General features: G+C 44.3%; 13 protein-coding genes. 3 read left to right on the forward strand and 10 right to left on the reverse strand.

Annotation, left to right across the window (positions count from 1 at the left end):
• Nucleotides 1-3: 3 nt before the first annotated feature.
• Entirely contained in the window at nt 4-1,737 is a 1,734-nt protein-coding gene (locus JO154_RS08550) for a histidine kinase (protein ID WP_291943772.1), read from the reverse strand.
• A 339-nt stretch (nt 1,738-2,076) separates the two neighbouring features.
• Complete coding sequence (locus tag JO154_RS08555; RefSeq protein ID WP_291943775.1) at nt 2,077-3,591, reverse strand: glycoside hydrolase; 1,515 nt, start codon at nt 3,589-3,591, stop codon at nt 2,077-2,079.
• Between the two features lie 231 nt (nt 3,592-3,822).
• On the opposite strand from JO154_RS08555, the gene JO154_RS08560 reads away from it, so the two are divergent.
• On the forward strand, nt 3,823-4,620 hold the full coding sequence (locus JO154_RS08560) for a bifunctional 2-polyprenyl-6-hydroxyphenol methylase/3-demethylubiquinol 3-O-methyltransferase UbiG (protein ID WP_291943778.1): 798 nt from the start codon (nt 3,823-3,825) through the stop codon (nt 4,618-4,620).
• A gap of 166 nt (nt 4,621-4,786) precedes the next feature.
• On the opposite strand, the gene JO154_RS08565 is transcribed toward JO154_RS08560, so the two are convergent.
• From JO154_RS08565 to JO154_RS08575, 3 genes are all read right to left on the reverse strand, one after another.
• Nucleotides 4,787-5,932 carry an efflux RND transporter periplasmic adaptor subunit gene (locus tag JO154_RS08565; RefSeq protein ID WP_291943781.1) on the reverse strand — a complete coding sequence of 382 codons (1,146 nt, stop codon included), beginning with the start codon at nt 5,930-5,932 and terminating at the stop codon, nt 4,787-4,789.
• 14 nt (nt 5,933-5,946) lie between these two features.
• Nucleotides 5,947-10,308 (reverse strand): CusA/CzcA family heavy metal efflux RND transporter, encoded by a 4,362-nt coding sequence (locus JO154_RS08570; RefSeq protein ID WP_291943784.1) that lies wholly within the window; start codon nt 10,306-10,308, stop codon nt 5,947-5,949.
• 87 nt (nt 10,309-10,395) lie between these two features.
• Nucleotides 10,396-10,779: a hypothetical protein gene (locus JO154_RS08575; protein ID WP_291943787.1), complete on the reverse strand. Its 384-nt coding sequence runs from the start codon at nt 10,777-10,779 to the stop codon at nt 10,396-10,398.
• Between the two features lie 76 nt (nt 10,780-10,855).
• Between JO154_RS08575 and JO154_RS08580 the strand changes: the two genes are divergently transcribed.
• Complete coding sequence (locus JO154_RS08580) at nt 10,856-11,461, forward strand: GNAT family protein (protein WP_291943790.1); 606 nt, start codon at nt 10,856-10,858, stop codon at nt 11,459-11,461.
• Nucleotides 11,462-11,467: 6 nt separating this feature from the next.
• Here JO154_RS08580 and JO154_RS08585 read toward each other — a convergent pair whose 3' ends face one another.
• On the reverse strand, nt 11,468-12,439 hold the full coding sequence (locus JO154_RS08585; protein ID WP_291943792.1) for a hypothetical protein: 972 nt from the start codon (nt 12,437-12,439) through the stop codon (nt 11,468-11,470).
• A gap of 105 nt (nt 12,440-12,544) precedes the next feature.
• On the opposite strand from JO154_RS08585, the gene JO154_RS08590 reads away from it, so the two are divergent.
• Nucleotides 12,545-13,249 carry a 2OG-Fe(II) oxygenase gene (locus JO154_RS08590; protein WP_291943795.1) on the forward strand — a complete coding sequence of 235 codons (705 nt, stop codon included), beginning with the start codon at nt 12,545-12,547 and terminating at the stop codon, nt 13,247-13,249.
• Between the two features lie 26 nt (nt 13,250-13,275).
• Here the strand turns inward: JO154_RS08590 and JO154_RS08595 are convergent, their stop codons facing one another.
• From JO154_RS08595 to JO154_RS08610, 4 genes are all read right to left on the reverse strand, one after another.
• Nucleotides 13,276-14,439 (reverse strand): TlpA disulfide reductase family protein, encoded by a 1,164-nt coding sequence (locus JO154_RS08595; protein ID WP_291943797.1) that lies wholly within the window; start codon nt 14,437-14,439, stop codon nt 13,276-13,278.
• Nucleotides 14,440-14,641: 202 nt separating this feature from the next.
• On the reverse strand, nt 14,642-15,970 hold the full coding sequence (locus JO154_RS08600) for a sulfatase-like hydrolase/transferase (RefSeq protein ID WP_291943799.1): 1,329 nt from the start codon (nt 15,968-15,970) through the stop codon (nt 14,642-14,644).
• Nucleotides 15,971-16,132: 162 nt separating this feature from the next.
• On the reverse strand, nt 16,133-18,106 hold the full coding sequence (locus JO154_RS08605) for an OmpA family protein (protein ID WP_291943804.1): 1,974 nt from the start codon (nt 18,104-18,106) through the stop codon (nt 16,133-16,135).
• A 27-nt stretch (nt 18,107-18,133) separates the two neighbouring features.
• Nucleotides 18,134-19,153 carry a type IX secretion system membrane protein PorP/SprF gene (locus tag JO154_RS08610; protein ID WP_291943807.1) on the reverse strand — a complete coding sequence of 340 codons (1,020 nt, stop codon included), beginning with the start codon at nt 19,151-19,153 and terminating at the stop codon, nt 18,134-18,136.
• Nucleotides 19,154-19,164: the final 11 nt, after the last annotated feature.

Below are 19,164 nucleotides of genomic sequence, written 5' to 3' on the forward strand. Positions count from 1 at the left end.
TTTTTAAGCTATTATTAGGGGAATGGTGACGATTACAACAAATCCGTTGCTATCCTGTTTGGGGCTACACGAAAAATATGCCAGTTGCTGTTCTTTATTAAAGAGTAAATCCAATCGTTCTTGTACGATGATCTGCGATAATGATTTCTTTTCGCTATGCTGGTGCATATTTGCTTTAATGCCCACACCGTTATCATCAATGGTAATGACCAGTTGTTTGGCCACCTGTTGAAAAGTAATCAGCAGGAACCCTTTATAGTCAATGGTTTTAAACCCATGCTCAATGGCGTTTTCTACGAAAGGTTGTATCAGCATGGGAGGAATTAATATATCCGAAATTTCTAATTCATTCGCATCGATGCGGTAGTCAAACATCCCAGTAAAGCGCATCTGCTGTAGTCGAATATAATTTTCAAGCGCAGTAATTTCTTCTTCCAACAAAATAAAATCTTGCCGGTTTAGTTCCAAAATATGCCGCATCAACCTCGAAAAAGAAACGAGGTAAGCATTAGCCTCCTGTTTGCGATCGCTACTGATAAGTCCTTGTAGATTGGCCACTGCATTGTAAATAAAATGCGGGTTCAGTTGCTGCTGCCGGGTTTTTTGTTCCAACAGTAGGCGTTTGTTATCTATCAGAAGTTTTTCATTTTTTTCTCGGAGTAGGCGTTGCCGGTAGATGGTATATATAAAAAATACGCCCACTATTAATAAGGTACATATGACGAAAAATATCCAGCGTTGCTGAGAGATGATTTTTTCATTTAACGCATTCTCTGTTTTGAGTGTCGTTATGGCCTGATCCTTTTTCTCTGTCTGGTAGCGGGTATGCAGCTCTTCGATCTTAGCGGCTTCTATCGAATCGTTATTTCTTACATATGTTTCATAGGAGTTTTTGAAAGCTACCAGTGCATTCTTATAATCTCCTTTTTTCCGGTAGGACTCCGTTAGTCCTTCATAAATATTAATAAGATTGGTCGACTTTTTATGCTCAACTGCCCAGGCGATGCAGGCATTATAATAGTAAATCGCTGAGTCAGGCTGATTATTTCGTACAAAGCTGGTAGCAAGGTTATTAAAGACAAATGTATTTAGTCGGTCATGGTCCTTCATATAGTTAAAAAAAATCTTCTCACAGGCTGTTGCCTTTGAAAGATCTCCCTTAATGGCATATATCTGGGCCTCATAGTCGAATGTCCGTACTAATGCCATACTATCCTCAATCTGGATCGCCAGTTGACGGGCACTGTCCAGGTAATGTTGCATGGACTCCTGATCCAACTGCTTAGCAGCTAGCATAAAGGAGATATCGTAATAGCGCTGACGAATGATTGGATGCTGGTTAAAAGGATTATGTTTAAAATATAACCGGGTATAAAGTATGGCTTTGCCAATTTTATCATTGTTATAGTAGGACCTCGCCATCAAATCGTATAGCCGATACCGGAATATACTATTGTTCCGTTCTGCCCTTTTAATGGCCTCCAGGATCTGTGAAGCCTGGTCTGCCTTCGTGATATTATTGGCAGCAATGGAAAGATCCAAGACAGAAAAATCCTTCAGACTAACCAATGGCGAATCCGCCGGAGAGAGCGCCATCTGCTTGTAATAATACAATGCACTATCTAACTCCCTTTTCTGTTCAAACTGGTAACCTCTGAAATAATTGTAGTACGGGTCTTCCTCTTTATTATTTTCTTTTTCGAATGCAGCCAGGACAGCGGCTACCCTTTCCATCATGACCGGTTTTGAACTCGTATCATGAGAGAGAATTAATGGAATAAATGCAGCATCCTGCCTATTTGTAATATTTCTTACAGCTTTCTTTTGGGGCCTTGTTCCCTCCTTACAGCCAGTATACAAACATAGCATAATAATATAGGCAACAATGACAGTACATGGTCGATACAGGTTCTTCATACTAATTAATGGCCTGGTTGATAATTTGATGATTAGCTCATGACCGCTATCTCTACAGTATTGGAAACAAATATAGAAATATTTCCGCCATTCGTAGTCCTTACCAATAAAAAAGCCCGTTGCAGTTGCAACGGGCTTACTATTCACAAGGGATGAAGATTAATTAGCAGTACCAGTGAAGGTCACCACGCTGGTGGCAGGCACCTGTGCGGTGAAGCTACCATTGCTGTTGGCTGCAATTGGCGCCGTAGCGGCCCAGTGGTCGTTGCTAGCAGCGGAAGTTACATAACCAGTAATAGTAGAGGAAGTGAAGCCTGACAATGCCATTGCAAGGTTAACAGGTACAGATCCAGTGTTAGTCACTACGATGCTGAATGCGCCTGTCGTTGGATTTTTATAGGAAGACACGAGCACATTGCTATTATTGGAAACACTAGATCCAAAGCGGAAATAGCCTGGTTTAATGTATCTGGAATAGTTACCCAATACATCGTATGTTTTAGGGAACTCCAAGGTACCATCGCTCTTAGTGCAGATCAGCGCCTCATTATTTTGGAACGCCAGCATACCCAGCCAGTAGATATAAGTATTCACACTACAATTCACCAAGAATTTGTGCATGCTGGTGGCGAGTTTCAAACCTTCTGTCATGCTGGCATCATAGGTACCACCATCATCCGAAGCTTCTGTTACCCATGTTGGTTTATTACCAGTAGCGTAGTTCCAGGTGGTTGGATTTTGATTAAATCCATGTTTCCCCAGGATTAAATCGCCCTGTTCTACATAGCCATGGCCTGCGAGGATGTCCACATTACTTCTATCCATAGCAGACAGGAAGCTGTTGGCTGTGCCCCATGCAGCATTTTCAGAGGCGATAATTTTTACATTGTTGAATCCCTGCGCATTCAATGCAGGACGCAGGTTATTGGACACAAATTGACCGAGATGTGAAGAAGTCCAATAGGAAGCCGGCCAGCTAGAGAATACATTTTCTGGCTCATTGGTAGGGGAAACGCCCCACAGGTCAACGCCTTCATTCTTATAACCTTTCACAAATCCCGCAATGTAATTAGCGAAATCGGTAGAGCAGCAGCTATAGTTCAAACTATTAAAGTTTTGTCCACTTACACTGCTGGTATTGGTTTTCATATAGAGCGGCGGCGTCCAGGCAGAGGCAAACGCAATAGGCGTCTGATAACGTTGCTTAACGGTTTTCAACACCCATAATTGAGAGATCTGTGCTTTTTGGTCATCAGTAAGGGCATTGTAAGCCGCAGACCCAGGAACGATGCTAATATCGGTTCCTGCAGGCTTGATCGTTACGATGCCAGTGGATTTGTCGAACGGATAGGTGTACATAATTTCACCCCGAATAATATTCAACTGAAGACCGGCGCTGCCCCACAGTAAAGACATGATCGTGTCTCTGTTGGCAGATTCAAAGAAAGGGGTAACACGTCCGGCGAAGGCGCCAAATCCTTGTATAGGCTGCAATCCCTGACTCCAGTTCAAAGAGATATTAGCGCTATCTACTCCCGGTGTGGTAGAGGCAATCTGTGCCTTATTACCAGTGATTTGCTGCAGTGCGTCCTGCTTGGATTCTTTGGAACAACTTGCACTAAAGAATGCTGCCAATACTGGCAGTGCAAGCGCTTTGAGATGTTTGTTTTTCATTATTCAATTTTGGGTTTAGAGAAAAAGGATATCTGTTCCATAGGTTTTACTATGGTGGAATTACGTAACTTTAGTACACCTGAAAATTGAAAATAGGATTTATAAAAACATAACGCAGTCGACACTATTCAATCGTAACTTAAATTTAATAAAGCTTTTCTAGTAGCGGCATACAGGGAAAATGACTGCGCAGGAATTGATAAAAAAGTATCAGCAACAAAATCGTAACCCATGGAAGATATTAAACAGTATTTCGACGCCAATAAATCGCTCTGGAATCAATGGACCACTTTACATTTGGATTCCGAATTTTATAATGTACCCGCTTTTAAAGCAGGAGCTACCACACTCAACAAAATAGAACTGACAGAACTCAGCGCTGTCAAAGATAAATCTCTCCTGCACCTCCAATGCCACTTCGGTATGGATACGCTTTCCTGGGCCCGTGAAGGCGCTATCGTTACGGGAGTGGACCTCTCTGACAATGCGATCCACCATGCCCAAAAATTGGCTAAAGAAGTGGAAATCCCCGCTCATTTCATCTGCAGCAACGTATATGATCTGAAAACACATCTACACAGCCATTTTGATATCGTCTTTACATCCTACGGCACTATCGGCTGGCTCCCCGATCTGGATAAATGGGCTACCATCGTAGCGCATTATCTCAAACCAGGCGGTAGATTCTATATGGCAGATTTTCATCCGATGATTTGGATGTATGGAGACGACTTTCAATCGATCGAATATGGTTACTTTAATACCGGCGTGATTGAAACAGATCAACAAGGTTCTTATGCAGATAGAAACGCGCCCATTTATGGTAAAGAATATGGCTGGAATCATCCTATCTCTGAAATACTGAACGCCCTCATCAGGGCCGGACTACATATCTCCTTCTTCCACGAGTTCGATTATTCTCCGTATAACTGCTTCTCCAACACAGTGGAGGTGTTCCGAGGCAAGTGGCAGATCAAAGGACTAGAAGGCAAACTCCCCATGATGTATTCTATCATGGCGGTGAAGTAGTTATCTCCCAAAAAAATGCCGGGACGTCTGTGACGCCCCGGCATTTTTTTATTTTTTTTGTTGTCCCTGCCCACTGGGCAGGGACAACAGGCAGGAGCGTTTTACCTCCATTTTTTGATTTACATCACCCCTGCCCGCTGGGCAAGGACGACAGGGCGTAGGCTTCTTATTCCTCTTCTCCTGAATTCTTCAACTGCATCAGCAACGTATATGCATTCTTGGTCACCAACGTTTTACCAGATAAATCCGTTTTGATTTCCGTATAGCCGTCATAGGTAGTACCTATTTCTACGGGTGTCATGGTAAATTTGTGCTTATCATCTACCAGAAATACATAATTTTTATTCTGCCATTTCACCACCGCTCCTTCTGGCACCGCTGGCGTATGCACATTATTCAGCTCTATCTCCGCATTCATAAACATCCCTGGCACTAATTTCTTATCGTACTTATCGAAATGACAGTGCACCTCACTACTACGACTCTCATCCACATTCCTCGTGATCAGATGGATACTAGCAGTGTACTTCTCTGAAGGGTTATTCACCGCATAGCAAACAATCTGCTGGTCTTCAGATAAGTATTGCAAGTCTTTCTGGAATACAGTCAGGCTGAGATGCAGGTCAGCCGGATTGATCAGCTCAAATAGCACTTCCGTAGGACTTACATACCTCCCTGTGTTCACATTCACTTTGGTAATAAACCCGGAAATAGGCGAATAAATGCTGGCAGATTTCGTGATGTTCGCATCGCTGAGTTTATCCGGGTTGATGTTGATCAGTTGGAGCTTCTCCCGCAGGGCGCTGGCGGTTACCCGTTGTCCTTCATACTCACTTTTTGCCTGCTGGTACACTTTATCGCTGTTGGCTTTGGATTCATTCAGCTCCTTCTGGCGCAGGTAATCCGCTTCTAGGTAGCGCAGTTTACTTTTAGCCATCAAGTAATCCTGCTGTAACTGGATGTACTGCGGATCTTCCAACGTAGCCAGCACCTGCCCCTTCGTGATAGGCATACCTGGCAACAGTTTCATGGTTTTGAGATAACCACCTAGGGGCATACTTACGGATACCACATTCTGCGGAGGTACATCCACCACACCGTTTACACGCAGCAATGAATGCATTGTTTTCTCTGTAACGGTACCTGTTTGAATATCTCCATTCTTCAATTGCGCAGGCGTCAGTTCTACAGTATTGGTAACCGTATCAGTTGCGGCGGCCACTGTTGCCGGCGCTTTTGCTTCCTGTGGTTTGCTGTTGCAGGCCATCAGGAGCGCATTACATGTATATAGTATTATGATAGTCTTTTTCATCCGACGGCTGTTTTTTAAATATTTCCGCTCAATTTTTCTACGGTAAAGGCAGCATTATTCAACTGCTCGATGGTATTATAATAGCTGCTACGCATGTCTAGTGCTTGGTTGATCAGTATCACCCATTCCAGGTAACCTATTTCACCGCTTACCATGCGTTTATTGGCAGCATTGATAACTAGTTGCGCATTACGTAGTGTCACTTGTTCATAGTTCTGTAACAGTGATACATGACGTTTATACAACTCCAGGGCATTCTCTAGCGCCGTTCCCATCACTTGCCTAGTGGCTTCCAGCTCCCGTTGCTGCTGCAACATATATACATTGGACGCCCGAATACGAGCACGTTGCCCAGTGGCAAAAATAGGCACGCCCACGCCTACACTCACAGAAGAAAAGCGATCAGCCCCGCCAAAGTATACTTCCTGGTTACCGATCGGCTGCAAACCAATGATGCTCATGTTATAATAACCCAGGTTCAATGTAGGCAACAGGCGACTCTTTTCCAGCTTATATTCCTCTTTACTCTTATTAACCAAGGAATGCTGCATGGCAATTGTAGGCGTATTATCCACCGCACTGGTATCAGGTAATAACGGTAATCTATATACGATACTATCATGCTCCGGTACCACGGTTTGCTGTTCATTCAGCAGGATACGAAACTGATTGAGTGCCACCCCATAATCTGTTCTTAATACCGCCAACTGGTTAGCGATCTGCTGACGCTGGTTTTCAGCGGTTGATTTTTCCAAGATATCGGTATCGCCTACTTTAAAACGCAACGAAGCCTTTTGCAGGAAAACACTGTACATACTATCCGCTTCTACCAGCAATTGCTCCCGACGTTGCATCACCAGCAATTCATAATATAATTGTTTTACTGCGACCTTGATATCTTGTTCCCTTAACTGTGTATTGACTTTGCTGATGGCAATATTTGCCAGGTTGACATTTCTTTGCCGCTGATAAACAGTCGGAAATTGCACGCCCTGGGAAACAGTGAAACGATTGTCGTTGGCAATACTGTTTATCTTCCCATATTCAAATCCAATATTGGTTTTGTCAATATCCAGGTTACTTTTCTTCAAAGTCTGATAATACTGCTCTCCCACTCTTGCAGCCTGCACGTGCAAGTTATGCTGTAACGCACGGTGCAGGGCGGTATCCAAAGACACTTTCTCCTGCGCATGAGAGGCTAAGGGGAAAGATAAAATTAATATAGCCGTTACCGTTATTACCTGTTTGTTACGGAAAAATTTAAATCCTTTATCAAACAGGATATAAAATACCGGCAGCACGAATAATGTCAGCATGGTAGATATCATTAAGCCTCCTATTACTACAGTGGCCAGCGGCTTCTGTACTTCCGCCCCTGCCCCTTTACTGATTGCCATCGGGATAAAACCCAGCGAAGGTACCAAGGCCGTCATCAACACCGCTCGTAGCTTGCTTTTGGTGGCATACAATACAATCTGCTTCATGTCTGTCCAGCCTTCACTTCGCAGGCGATTGAACTCCGTTACCAGGAGGATACCATTCAATACGGCCACTCCAAACAAGGCAATGAATCCCACGCCAGCGGATATACTGAAAGGCATACCACGTATCCATAAGGCTAGGATACCACCAATCGCTGATAATGGAATAGCCGTATAAATCAACAATCCTTGCTTGATGGAGTTAAAGGCAAAATAAAGGAGCATGAATATCATGAATAACGCTATCGGCACTACGATGGAAAGTCGCTGTTTCGCGGCGGTCAGGTTCTCAAAAGAACCACCGTATACCATGGTATAATTCGGTGGCAGCTTCATTTTGGTCGCTACTTTTTGTTGCAACTCTTTCACGATCGACTGCACATCTCTTCCGTTTACGTTGAAACCTATAATGATTCTTCTGCGGGTGTTTTCGCGTTGAATTTGGTTAGGGCCTTCTATCTCTTCTACTTTGGCCACCTGGTGCAAGGGTATCTGGTTACCGGTTTTGGTAGGTATGAGCAGATTTTGTACATCGCTGATATCCTGACGGGCATCATTGGCCAGGCGTACCACCATATCAAATCTCTTCTCTCCTTCATATACCAATCCGGTTGTTTGTCCGGCGAATGCGGTATTCACTACCCGGTTGATATCACTAACATTCAGGCCATATTGCGCCATCGCATCACGGTCGTAGGTAATCACCAACTGTGGCATCCCAGTTACGGTTTCTACATACAGGTTGGTGGCCCCAGGGACCGTTTTAATCACTTCTCCCAACTTGTTGGCGTAGTGGGCCAGCGTATCCAGGTCTTCCCCATAGATCTTACAAACAACATCCTGTCTTGCTCCAGTCATTAGCTCATTGAAACGCATCTGTACCGGGAACTGAAAACCTACACTAATACCAGGTATGGCCGACAATTCTTTCGTCATTTTCTCCGACAGTTCAGGGAAAGATCCCGCTGAAGTCCATTCCTTCTTGGGTTTCAGGATCACCATCATATCACAAGCCTCTAATGGCATCGGATCTGTAGGTATTTCCGCGCTACCGATTTTGGTCACCACTTGCTGTACTTCCGGAAACTTCTTCAACAATATGGAGGAAGCCTTCTGTGTTGCGGCAATGGTGGTGTGTAAGTTACTACCGGTGAGCAATCGCGTATCAACAGCAAAATCGCCTTCTTCCAGTTGGGGAATAAATTCACCGCCCATTTTTCCTAAGATAAATACCGCGATAGCAAACAATACTAATACACTGGCAATAATGGTTTTAGGATAATACATCACCTTCGCCAATAGTGGCTGATAACGACTTTCCAGCCAGGTCATCATCCTGTCGGCTATACTTGGCTTATGACTGATTTTCTTGCTAAGAAACAGTGCGCTCATCATCGGTACATAAGTAATGGAGAGCAGGAATGCACCCAATATGGCGAAACCTACGGTGAGCGCCATTGGTTTGAACATCTTCCCTTCAATACCCTGTAAGGACAAAATAGGGATATAAACAATGAGGATGATGATCTGGCTGAATACAGCGGATTTGATCATCTGTCCGGCGCTCGTATTCACTTCCTCATCCATGGTAGGTTGATCAATCTGCATCAGTGTTCGGAACTTCTCCGAATGCGTAAATCGGTGCAGGATGGCTTCTACAATGATCACCGTACCATCCACGATTAATCCGAAATCAATCGCGCCCAAACTCATTAGGTTACCACCTACCCCGAACATATTCATGAGCGTAATGGCAAACAGCATTGACAAGGGGATTACGGAAGACACGATCAAACCGGCCCGCAGATTCCCCAAGAAAAATACCAGTACAAACACCACAATCAACGCTCCTTCTATCAGGTTCGTTTCCACCGTGCTGATGGCATTATTCACCATTTTGGTACGATCCAGGAATGGATCTATAATGACGCCTTCCGGTAGTGATTGCTGTATCTGTGCTACTTTCTCTTTTACGCGCTTGATCACTGCAGAAGAGTTCTCTCCTTTCAGCATCATAACTACCGCTCCGGCTACTTCTCCTTTATCGTTATAGCACATAGCGCCATAGCGGGTGGCTGCACCCAGTTGCACAGTGGCCACATCTCTAATGAGCACTGGCATGCCATTGGACAAGGTTTTGACCACAATCTTTTCGATATCGGCAATACTTTTGGTCAACCCTTCACTACGTATATACAATACCGTTGGTCCTTTTTCAATATAAGCGCCGCCGGTATTTTCATTATTTTTTTCCAGGGCGTCAAACACTTCTGCAATAGTGACATTATTGGCTTTGAGCTGTCCGGGTCTCACCGCAATTTCATACTGTTTTAATAGTCCACCGAAACTACTGACATCGGCCACGCCGGGGGTTCCCAACAACTGACGACGTACAATCCAGTCTTGCAGGGTACGTAGCTCCATCGGGCCATATTTAGCCTCATAGCCAGGTTTGGGGCGTAATACATATTGATAAATTTCACCAAGTCCGGTGGTCACTGGGGCCATTTCCGGAGCGCCTACACCAGCGGGGATTTCCCTGGTTACTTGCTGTAATCGCTCTGCAATCTGTTGCCGAGCCCAATAGACATCGGTGGCATCGTTAAATACGATGGTCACAAGACTCAGCCCAAAGCGGGAGAAGCTGCGGATCTGCTTCAGGCCGGGAATATTACTACAGGCCTGTTCTATGGGGAAGGTAATGAGTCGTTCTACATCCGGAGCTCCCAATGCTGGAGACACGGTGATAACTTGTACCTGGTTATCTGTAATATCTGGTACTGCATCTATAGGCAGGCGCGTAACTTCATATCCGCCCCAACTGATGAGTGCAAGTACGAATAGCCCTACAATTAGCTTGTTCTTTACAGAAAAGCTAATAATCTTGTTTAGCATATCCTAAAATTCATTAATTCAAATTGGCAAAACAAATTCCTTTCATCTGTGTTTCAGATGAATAACTAAATGGTATTATGAAATGTTTTAAGCCTGGGGAGGACGGAATAAGGAAGATAAGGCTGGTTCAGGAAGATAACAGGCCTTCAGCACAGGATTTTTTACAGGGATGACATAACTTTCCTGCTGTAGTTTTACAGTTATGGTTCTGGCCAGGGGTACATATATATGCTGTAGCGCATGCACATCTACGGTTTTGTAGGGCAATTGCATATCCCTGTCAGCATCATCATCTTTGTCATCTTCGGTCATGTAATGCATACAAAGGAAGTCTGATATACTCAGATCTGGATTCAGCCGATGATGCTCCTGGAAGTGAATAACCAGGGTTGGCAACTTCAGCAACTGATCCAGGTTCGTATTGTTTACCAGGAAAACTGCCAATATGATATATGCAATTACTCTTTTCACAAAGGACAAAGATAAAAAATAAGTCTTAAGAGGCCCGAAATTATTAATAATTTGAAAATACTATTGTTAGAAACTTATGAGAAATTGGATAAGACACCCCGTTATTTTGGAAAGTCGAAGAATACTGCTAGTTCCCCTCGTAGAACAGGAAATAGACCAGATTGTGGCCAGTAGCCTGGATGAACGCATCTGGACCTACCTGCCCATCCAAGGAACAGCATCCGATATTCGTACTGCCCTGCAGGAAGCCATTCAAGCGCGCGCGCAGCAAACGCAATATCCTTTCAGCATTGTAGACAAACAAACTGGCCAAACCATTGGTACTACCCGGCTTTTGAAACTAGACCCGATCAACAGAACATTGGAAATAGGCTGGACTTGGTACCTGCCCATATATTGGGGTACCGGATACAATGAAGAGTGCAAATTGCTGCTACTAAACTATTGCTTTGAAGACTTGAAAACTATACGGGTGGCATTTATCGCCGGAGAAAAAAATATTCGGTCTAGAAAAGCAATTGAGCGACTAGGCGCTAAATTCGAAGGCATATTCCGGAATGTGGCCATTCGCCATGATGGCAAGCGTAGCAGTGCCTGCTATAGTATCATCGATGAGGAATGGCCAGAAACGAAAGTACACCTGGAAAACCTGGTCAATAGTAAACTGACGGGCGCCCGGTAGCCGAAGCTACTTGCTTCGTTTGATATCAAATTTGTTCAATACCTTATGGATATTCACCCTGGAAAAGGTGGCTCGCACTAATGCAGCCATCGTTTGTTCTGTGGGTGGTATTATTGTTGTCATCAGCTCACAGTACAGTTGTCCATTTTGATAAGCCATATTTTTGACGAGGGCACTATCTGTGCAAAACAAAGGACCTACTTTTTTCTCCTGGATGCTATTCAACTGAATACGTCCCCACATTTCATTAAAACTGAGGAAATATTGATCTGCCCCCGCAAATCGTGCTACCGGCATCGCATCGCCATCACCAATGGCGGTGAAGTGGTACAGAGAGGAAGCCTTGCTACCATCCCAGTAACATACTTCAAAGTGGGTTTTATCTTCTCCCTCATCATTGCTTTTCAGGACAGTCAGGATCTTGTCTCCATAAACATCAAAAGATACAATGGCGTTAAAATCTTTATTCAACCCTTGCAACTGTTGCAGTTGTAATATTTTCTTTGCATGCTGCTCTTGCACTCCCTGGAATAAAACCGCTGAGTCCATACGCACCATTAGGCCTAATGCGCCTTTCCATTTGCGTACATTCAAATCAGGCCCCGATATATTCTCAATCGGCAGATCTGTGATATATTTCTCTCGTTGTTGTGTAGCGAGATGATATCTCCACGGGTGGCCATCAGGGTCCACTGCAATGAGGGTATTATCATCCAAAAAATCAGCATAGCTATAGCCTTCCAATTTTTTATACACCGCGTTATTACGATAGATAACAGCCGTCAGCAAGATCGTATCTTTTTTATCAAAATCAATGCTGGCCACAGTAAGCGACTGATCTCCTGCGCCACCAGTCATCATACAACCAACGCCATCTAATTTTACACGTTCAAATTGTAGCGTATCACTACATGTAGGAGGATTTACATTCACATTAGGCATGAAAAGATGCAGCGCGAGGATCAACAAATATTGCATGGGTTAATTCAATTTTAGATATTTTTCAAATATAGTCATTTAGGATCATACCCAAATCGCAAGAATCGGGTTTTCTGCCCTGGCACCGCGATCTACCTTTACATCATGAAAGCAAATATCGCAGAACTGCCCTGGGAAGATATTACAAAAAATCTCATGGAACGGGGATATGTAATCGTTCCCCAAGTGCTCAGTGCATCCGAATGTGCAGAGCTTCGTCAAAATTACGATCACCCGGCATTGTATCGCAAAACCATTACCATGGCTAGATACCGGTTCGGGCTAGGAGAATATAAATATTTCCGTTATCCATTGCCTCATATCATCACGCAACTACGGGAACAAGTATACGAAAAAATTTTACCGGTTGCCAACAACTGGATGCAACAGTTGAAACAGGATACCCGTTTTCCGGATACGCATGCGGAAATGCGCGCTCGTTGCGCTACCAATAACCAACTATTGCCTACGGTGCTTATTTTGAAATATGGCAAAGAAGGATTTAATACACTCCATCAAGATTTATATGGAGACATATTCTTCCCCATGCAAATGGTGTTCATGCTGGATGAACCTGGGGAAGATTATACTGGAGGCGAGTTTGTTATTACAGAACAGATACCTAGAGCGCAATCCAAAGCCAATGTACTACAACCTCGTCGGGGGGATATGCTCATATTCGCTACCAATTACCGACCTGTTAAAGGTATGCAAGGCTTCTACAAAGTGAATATGAAACATGGCGTAAGCCCGGTCCATAGCGGGAATCGCCACTCGCTGGGCATTATCTTTCACGATGCACTGACATAAAAAAAGGCCGCGGTGGCGGCCTATCTTTATTTATTTTCTAACAGTGTCTTCAACACTTGCTGGAGTCTCTCTCCTCGCAGGTTGGAGTCTATAATTTTTCCTGAAGGATCCAACAGGAAATTGGTAGGGATACTTCTGACGAAATACAATTTAGGAATATCTCCTTCCCATCCTTTCAGCTCACTTACATGATGCCATACCAGGCCGTCTTTCGCGATAGCTTCTTCCCATTTAGCTTTTGCATCGGGTTTGTCGAGTGATACGCCCAGGATATCAAATCCTTTTCCTTTGAAGGTTTCATAAGCTTTCACCACATTCGGATTTTCTGCTCTGCAAGGTCCACACCAGCTTGCCCAGAAGTCGACCAATACATATTTACCTCTCAGATCAGAAAGTTTCATCGTACTGCCATCAGGTTTAGCTGCGGAGAAATCCGGGGCTACTTGACCAGGTAAAAATTGGGCTGATTTCGCGATATTCTCGGCTACCTTTTTCCCTAGCTCGGAGGCTTTCAATGCCGAAGAAAATGAGTTAAATAATTGCTGAGCTGGCGCCAGGTCTGTAATACGACGTTCTGTCTGTATGCTCAACAGGTATATGGAAACAAAGCTGTTCGGATGCGTTTGCATGAATTTCGTTTTCACGGCATCCTGTTGCACCATATATTTACGAATCAACTGACCTCTCTGACTTATCAGAGAGCTATCCAGTGGCGCTCCTTCTGCTCGTTTTGTGGTTAGTACACGTATAGAATCCAAAGGCGTTTCAATGGGTTCTAACAGTGCACGCAGACTTTCATAATCCTTATTGACTTCACTGCCAGTAACTGGTGATTGCCGTATGGTTTTCCAGTAAACCGAGTCTGCCTGCATATCTATTTTCACCTTATCGCCTGGACCAACGAACAATGATTTTGCGCCAAGGATGTAAGGTTTGGCAACATCTGGGCTACGGAAAAATAATGTCAAAATAGCGGGATCGATAGTACGTCCTTTAAATGTAAATCCACCTTTGCTGGCAATAGTAGAGTCAATTGGCGCCCCTTTCAGGTGTGTCCCTTCCCCGTCATAAAGGAAAATTTTTGCGCCGTTCAATGAGGCAGGTACTTTTCCCTGGATGTTATAATCTTGTTGTGCAAACAGGGATACAGACGAACATAGGGCTGTTGCTAATAATACGATAGGTTTCATGTATAATTTGCTGGTTGGTTTTGTGACAGACTCAATCTGCAATTTTTTTTGTTATAGGGAGACACGTGTTCCACTAGCGGCAATAGTAAACGGTTAATTGGCAAGGGTTTACTATGGAATACGTTTAGTCGTTTAGGTTATCTAGTCATCAACAAAAAGGTCGCAAATGCGACCTTTTTGTTGAATTTATTTAAAACTTTTCTTAGTTAGGGGTATTCCCGTCATATTTATCCAGCAAGGCTTCCAGCTCTTTCACTTTTTCTGGATATTGCTCTGCCAAGTTGTTTTTTTCTCTTACATCTTCTTTCAGATTAAACAACTCCGAAACTTTCGGTGTGCCCTGCGCGCCACCACGACGGAATTTCCAATCACCCACCCGAATTGCTTCCGCTACGCCATAGTTGACATAATAAATCGGAGAATGGTTATAATGCGCGATTTTACCCGTCAGCAGACTATCTACAGCCTCGCCGTCAATTTTTCTACCTTTTGGCAATGGCGCACCAGTCCATTTGGCGAGGGTTGGCAGCACATCCATACTGGTGAATGCATCTGGAATTTCTTTTCCTACTGGCGTATGATTTTTCCAATAGATGATGAAAGGCACCCGATGACCACCTTCATAAGTATCTCCTTTGTGACCACGGAATATTCCTTGGCTACCTACATGCCATGGCTTAGTATGCCCGTCTTTGGACATACGGTCTGGAAAATCGATCCAAGGGCCGTTGTCGCTGCTGAAAATAAAGATGGTATTATCCGCCAAACCTTGCTTTTCCAGGGCATCCCAAAGCAGGGCCAGATTAGCGTCAATCTCTTCAATCACATCTCCGTATAGACCACCCTTGGAATTTCCTTTAAATTTACCGGAGGCATCTACTGGCAAATGTGGCATATTATGCGCCAGGTACAGGAAGAAAGGCTTGTCCTTCTTCTGTGTACGGATGTATTTAATCGCTTCCTGGGTGTACAAGCCTGTCAGGGAAGTATCCTGCGGGCGATAGATTTCAGGCGTCCGGTCGCGGAAGATTTTAATAGTGGTATCTGTAGCTACATATGGAGGTCTATAATCGTGGCTATAGAGCATCCCGAAATAATGGTCAAATCCTTGGGCATTGGGCAAGTTATAGGGATGTATGTCTCCCATATGCCATTTTCCTATCATGCATGTGTTATAGCCTACTCCTTTCAACATTTCCGCAATGGTGACATCCTCATCTGGCAACCCGATTTTATAACCGGGAGGGATTGGAAAGTTCAGTCCAGAGCGGGTTGGATAACGCCCTGTCATCAAGGATACCCTAGAAGGGGTACAGGTAGGTGAAGACACCATGTATCCAGTAGCTTTCACGCCTTTGGTAGCTATCTTGTCCAAGAATGGCGTACGAATCAGCGGATTCCCATAACAGCTTAGATCGCTGTATCCCATATCATCCGTCAATACGAAGATGACATTCGGTCTTTTCTGTGCGGAGGCATCAACCATGCATCCTGCTGCCAATAATAGCAACGCAAGTAATTTCTTTTTCATTTGTTCAGCTTTCCAGAGAACCAAAGATAATATCTGCCCGCATTAAAATCATGATAATTTCATCCATAAAAAAAACAAGCCCCGGAAGGGGCCTGTCTGCATAGTTCTGCTAATAGTTGTCTGAAGGGGTTATTCACTGTATGTCGCTTAATTAATGTCAGTTTATTCGTGTAAAATCTCGACTTCTGTTCTGCGGTTCACTTCATGTTCTGCATCTGTGCATTTCACCCCTTTCTTACAGTGGTTCAACAGATGCATATCTCCTCCCCCTGCTGAGCTGATCCTTCTTTTGTCTATGCCTTGCGAAATGAGATATTGTACCGCTGCTGCGGCCCGCTTACGCGATAACTGTAGGTTATAGGCAGCACTACCCCTACTATCCGTATACGCTACCAAGCGCACGCGCATACTGGGATGCGCCCGCAGGGTATTCGCCAGGGAATCCAATATCAGTGCGGCATCCGGGCGTATATTCCATTTGTTATAATCGTAGTTCAGGTTTTGCAGGATGAACTTATCGCCCGTATGGAGTTGCTTTTCTATGCAAATATCTTTAAAGACGGTTTCCCCATCTTTCATACCGCGTGTAGTGAACGTGAGAGAATCCACGCGTCTTCCATTTTCATGGATGCGGATAACATAATCGGTTTCTTTTTCCAGCGTCAGTTGAATATTCCTATCCGTATCGCCACTGAAGCACCAGCCCATATCGCGTTGTTTGTTGTATAGGTAGACACACTGTCCTCGGAGTGGCGTGCATACCTTTCCAACGAAAGGAATAGTTAATCCAGGGGTTTCTGGCCTATATAAGAGCGGCATCTCATGGACGGAGTAGATGTCGTCTCCCCCAAATCCTCCTGGCCTATTGGATGCAAAATAACCGCCGCCATCTGTGTAGGTAGTAAAGTAAAAGTCATCACCTGGGGAATTATAGGGATAGCGCAGGTTTTGCGGGGCACTCCATTGCGATTTACTACCGGTGCTTCGGAACATATCAAATCCCCCCATGCCTGGCCAGCCAGTACTGCTGAAATACAAAGTACCTTCAGGGCCAATGGTAGGAAATTCCTCATCATCCGCGGTATTGATAGATGGGCCACAATTAACAGGCGCACTCCATTTGCCGTCCGCTTGTCTTTCACAATACCAAATATCTGTACCACCTTGTCCGCCTGGCATATCGGATGCGAAATACAGGATATTATCATCCGGACTTAAGGCCGCATGCCCCAGTGAATACTCTCCCGGTTTATTGTATGGGAACGGCTGCGGCGCTGTCCATTGATGATTAGCATCTTTCGTGGTTGTATAAAGTTCCAACCGGCGATAACCATAAGTTATCTTACATGGTTTTTTCATTTTTACGACGGGGATCTTTTTATCCGGATCTGTGAGCGTTACATAACCTGTGTTGAAAGATTTATCAAATGCGATAGGGCCAACATGGTAACGGGAATGGTTCAACGCAGGCGAAAAATCATCGAGGTACACCGCTCCGTTATTACTGGTATCCGCGCTATAGAGGTTGTAAAAAGCTCTTCTCGTACGTCCGTAATCATTACGATTAAATCTACTGCCTGGTTTCAATCTGTCTTTTAGTAGGGTATCAGACATAAATACTACTCCTCCTGGAAAACGTGTAGCCCCCCAATCAGAGTGACTACTGTTCAACCGCGCTTCATTGTGAATACTTATATCTAGTGGATGCTGCATCCAGTTCACTGCGGAATCACAACCTGCGATTCGCACCTGTACGCCAGGAGCATTGGGATTAGCTTGTGCATATTGTTGATAGGCAGCTTTTGCTTCTTCATAACGACCCAAACTTTTCAAAGCATCGGCGTAGTAAAATCGGCTCTCTGCCGGTGCATCGCTGTGGGTGAGCAATTTGCCGTACCATTCCACCGCATCTTTATAATCATCTGTTGCACTGTAACAATCTGCCAGCCTCGCCAGCACTGCCGTTGGTGTTTTGTCTTTTTTCTTCTCTGCGATACGTTTATACATCGATGCTGCACGGGCGTATTCGAATTTATCATACAATATGTCTGCCTGCGCCAGCAAAGTTTTTTGTTCCTGTGCCCCGGCTATTTGGCTCATAAAAAACAGGGAGAGTAAAATTAAAATCCTTCTCATAGTCAATGTTTATAGCATCATGCAGCATTAGAAATAGCGGGGACTTGTTACCCTGGTTCGTTTGCCTGTAAACAAGTAGCCGATCGATAGTTCATGAGATCCACTTTGATAGGAAGCCATTTTATTGATCGTAAGATCATAAGCATAACCTATGCGCAGTTGTTGTGTCACATTAAACTGCACCATGGCACTGGCGGCATCCAGTTGTTCCAGATCGTTGCTCAGTGCGGATTTATTCCATATTTTGATGCCAGTACGATAGGAACCGCCTACCCATAAACGATCAGCGATGAGCAGTAAGGCGGTGAAATCAAAATTGGAGGGGCCTTTGAAATCCTCTTTCCAGAGCACAGAAGGTTTCAACTTCAGGTTGTCGGAGAGGTTCAGCATAAGCCCTGCATTTACATACATGTGCTGGGTTTTGCGGATGGTTTTATATTGATAGCCTTTCCAATAGTAGCGGGAAGCATCCGTATAAAGGGAAAACAAGTCCATCACAGAAGCGCCAACATACCAGGTGGGAGTATAATAGTACACCCCGAAACGGGCATCTGGAATCCAGGTAGAAGCACGGCCCATGGGAATAGCGGGGTCGTTAGCGTCATTGTATACTAAGGCTGATCCATCAATCGCATATTGTGTAACGCCAGCGCCTATACCCAAACAAAGCCTTTTATCACCGTCTTCATTGACAGGAATCCGGTAGGAGTACATACCATAGATAGAGGTTGCATCCTGTGGCCCTAGTTTATCATATAGGATCTGCATCCCAAGGCCCACCCTTGCATCCCGCGAGGAAGTGAGGGCACCATCTACGGAAACACCGCCTGTTTGCGGCCCTCCGGGGAAACTCACCCATTGCTTACGGTAAATGGCGTTTGCAAAGAGATCTTCTTTATACCCTGCATATGCCGGATTTACGGACAGCATATTAAATACATATTGACTAAACTGTAGATTTTGCTGGGCCACCACCTGGCGAGGAAACAGTAACACCAGCAACATGCTCAGCACTAATCCATATTCCTTTTTAAAATTAAATCCCATAGGAAAATTTT

This window comes from Chitinophaga sp. (assembly GCF_019236475.1).
Taxonomy (GTDB): domain Bacteria; phylum Bacteroidota; class Bacteroidia; order Chitinophagales; family Chitinophagaceae; genus Chitinophaga.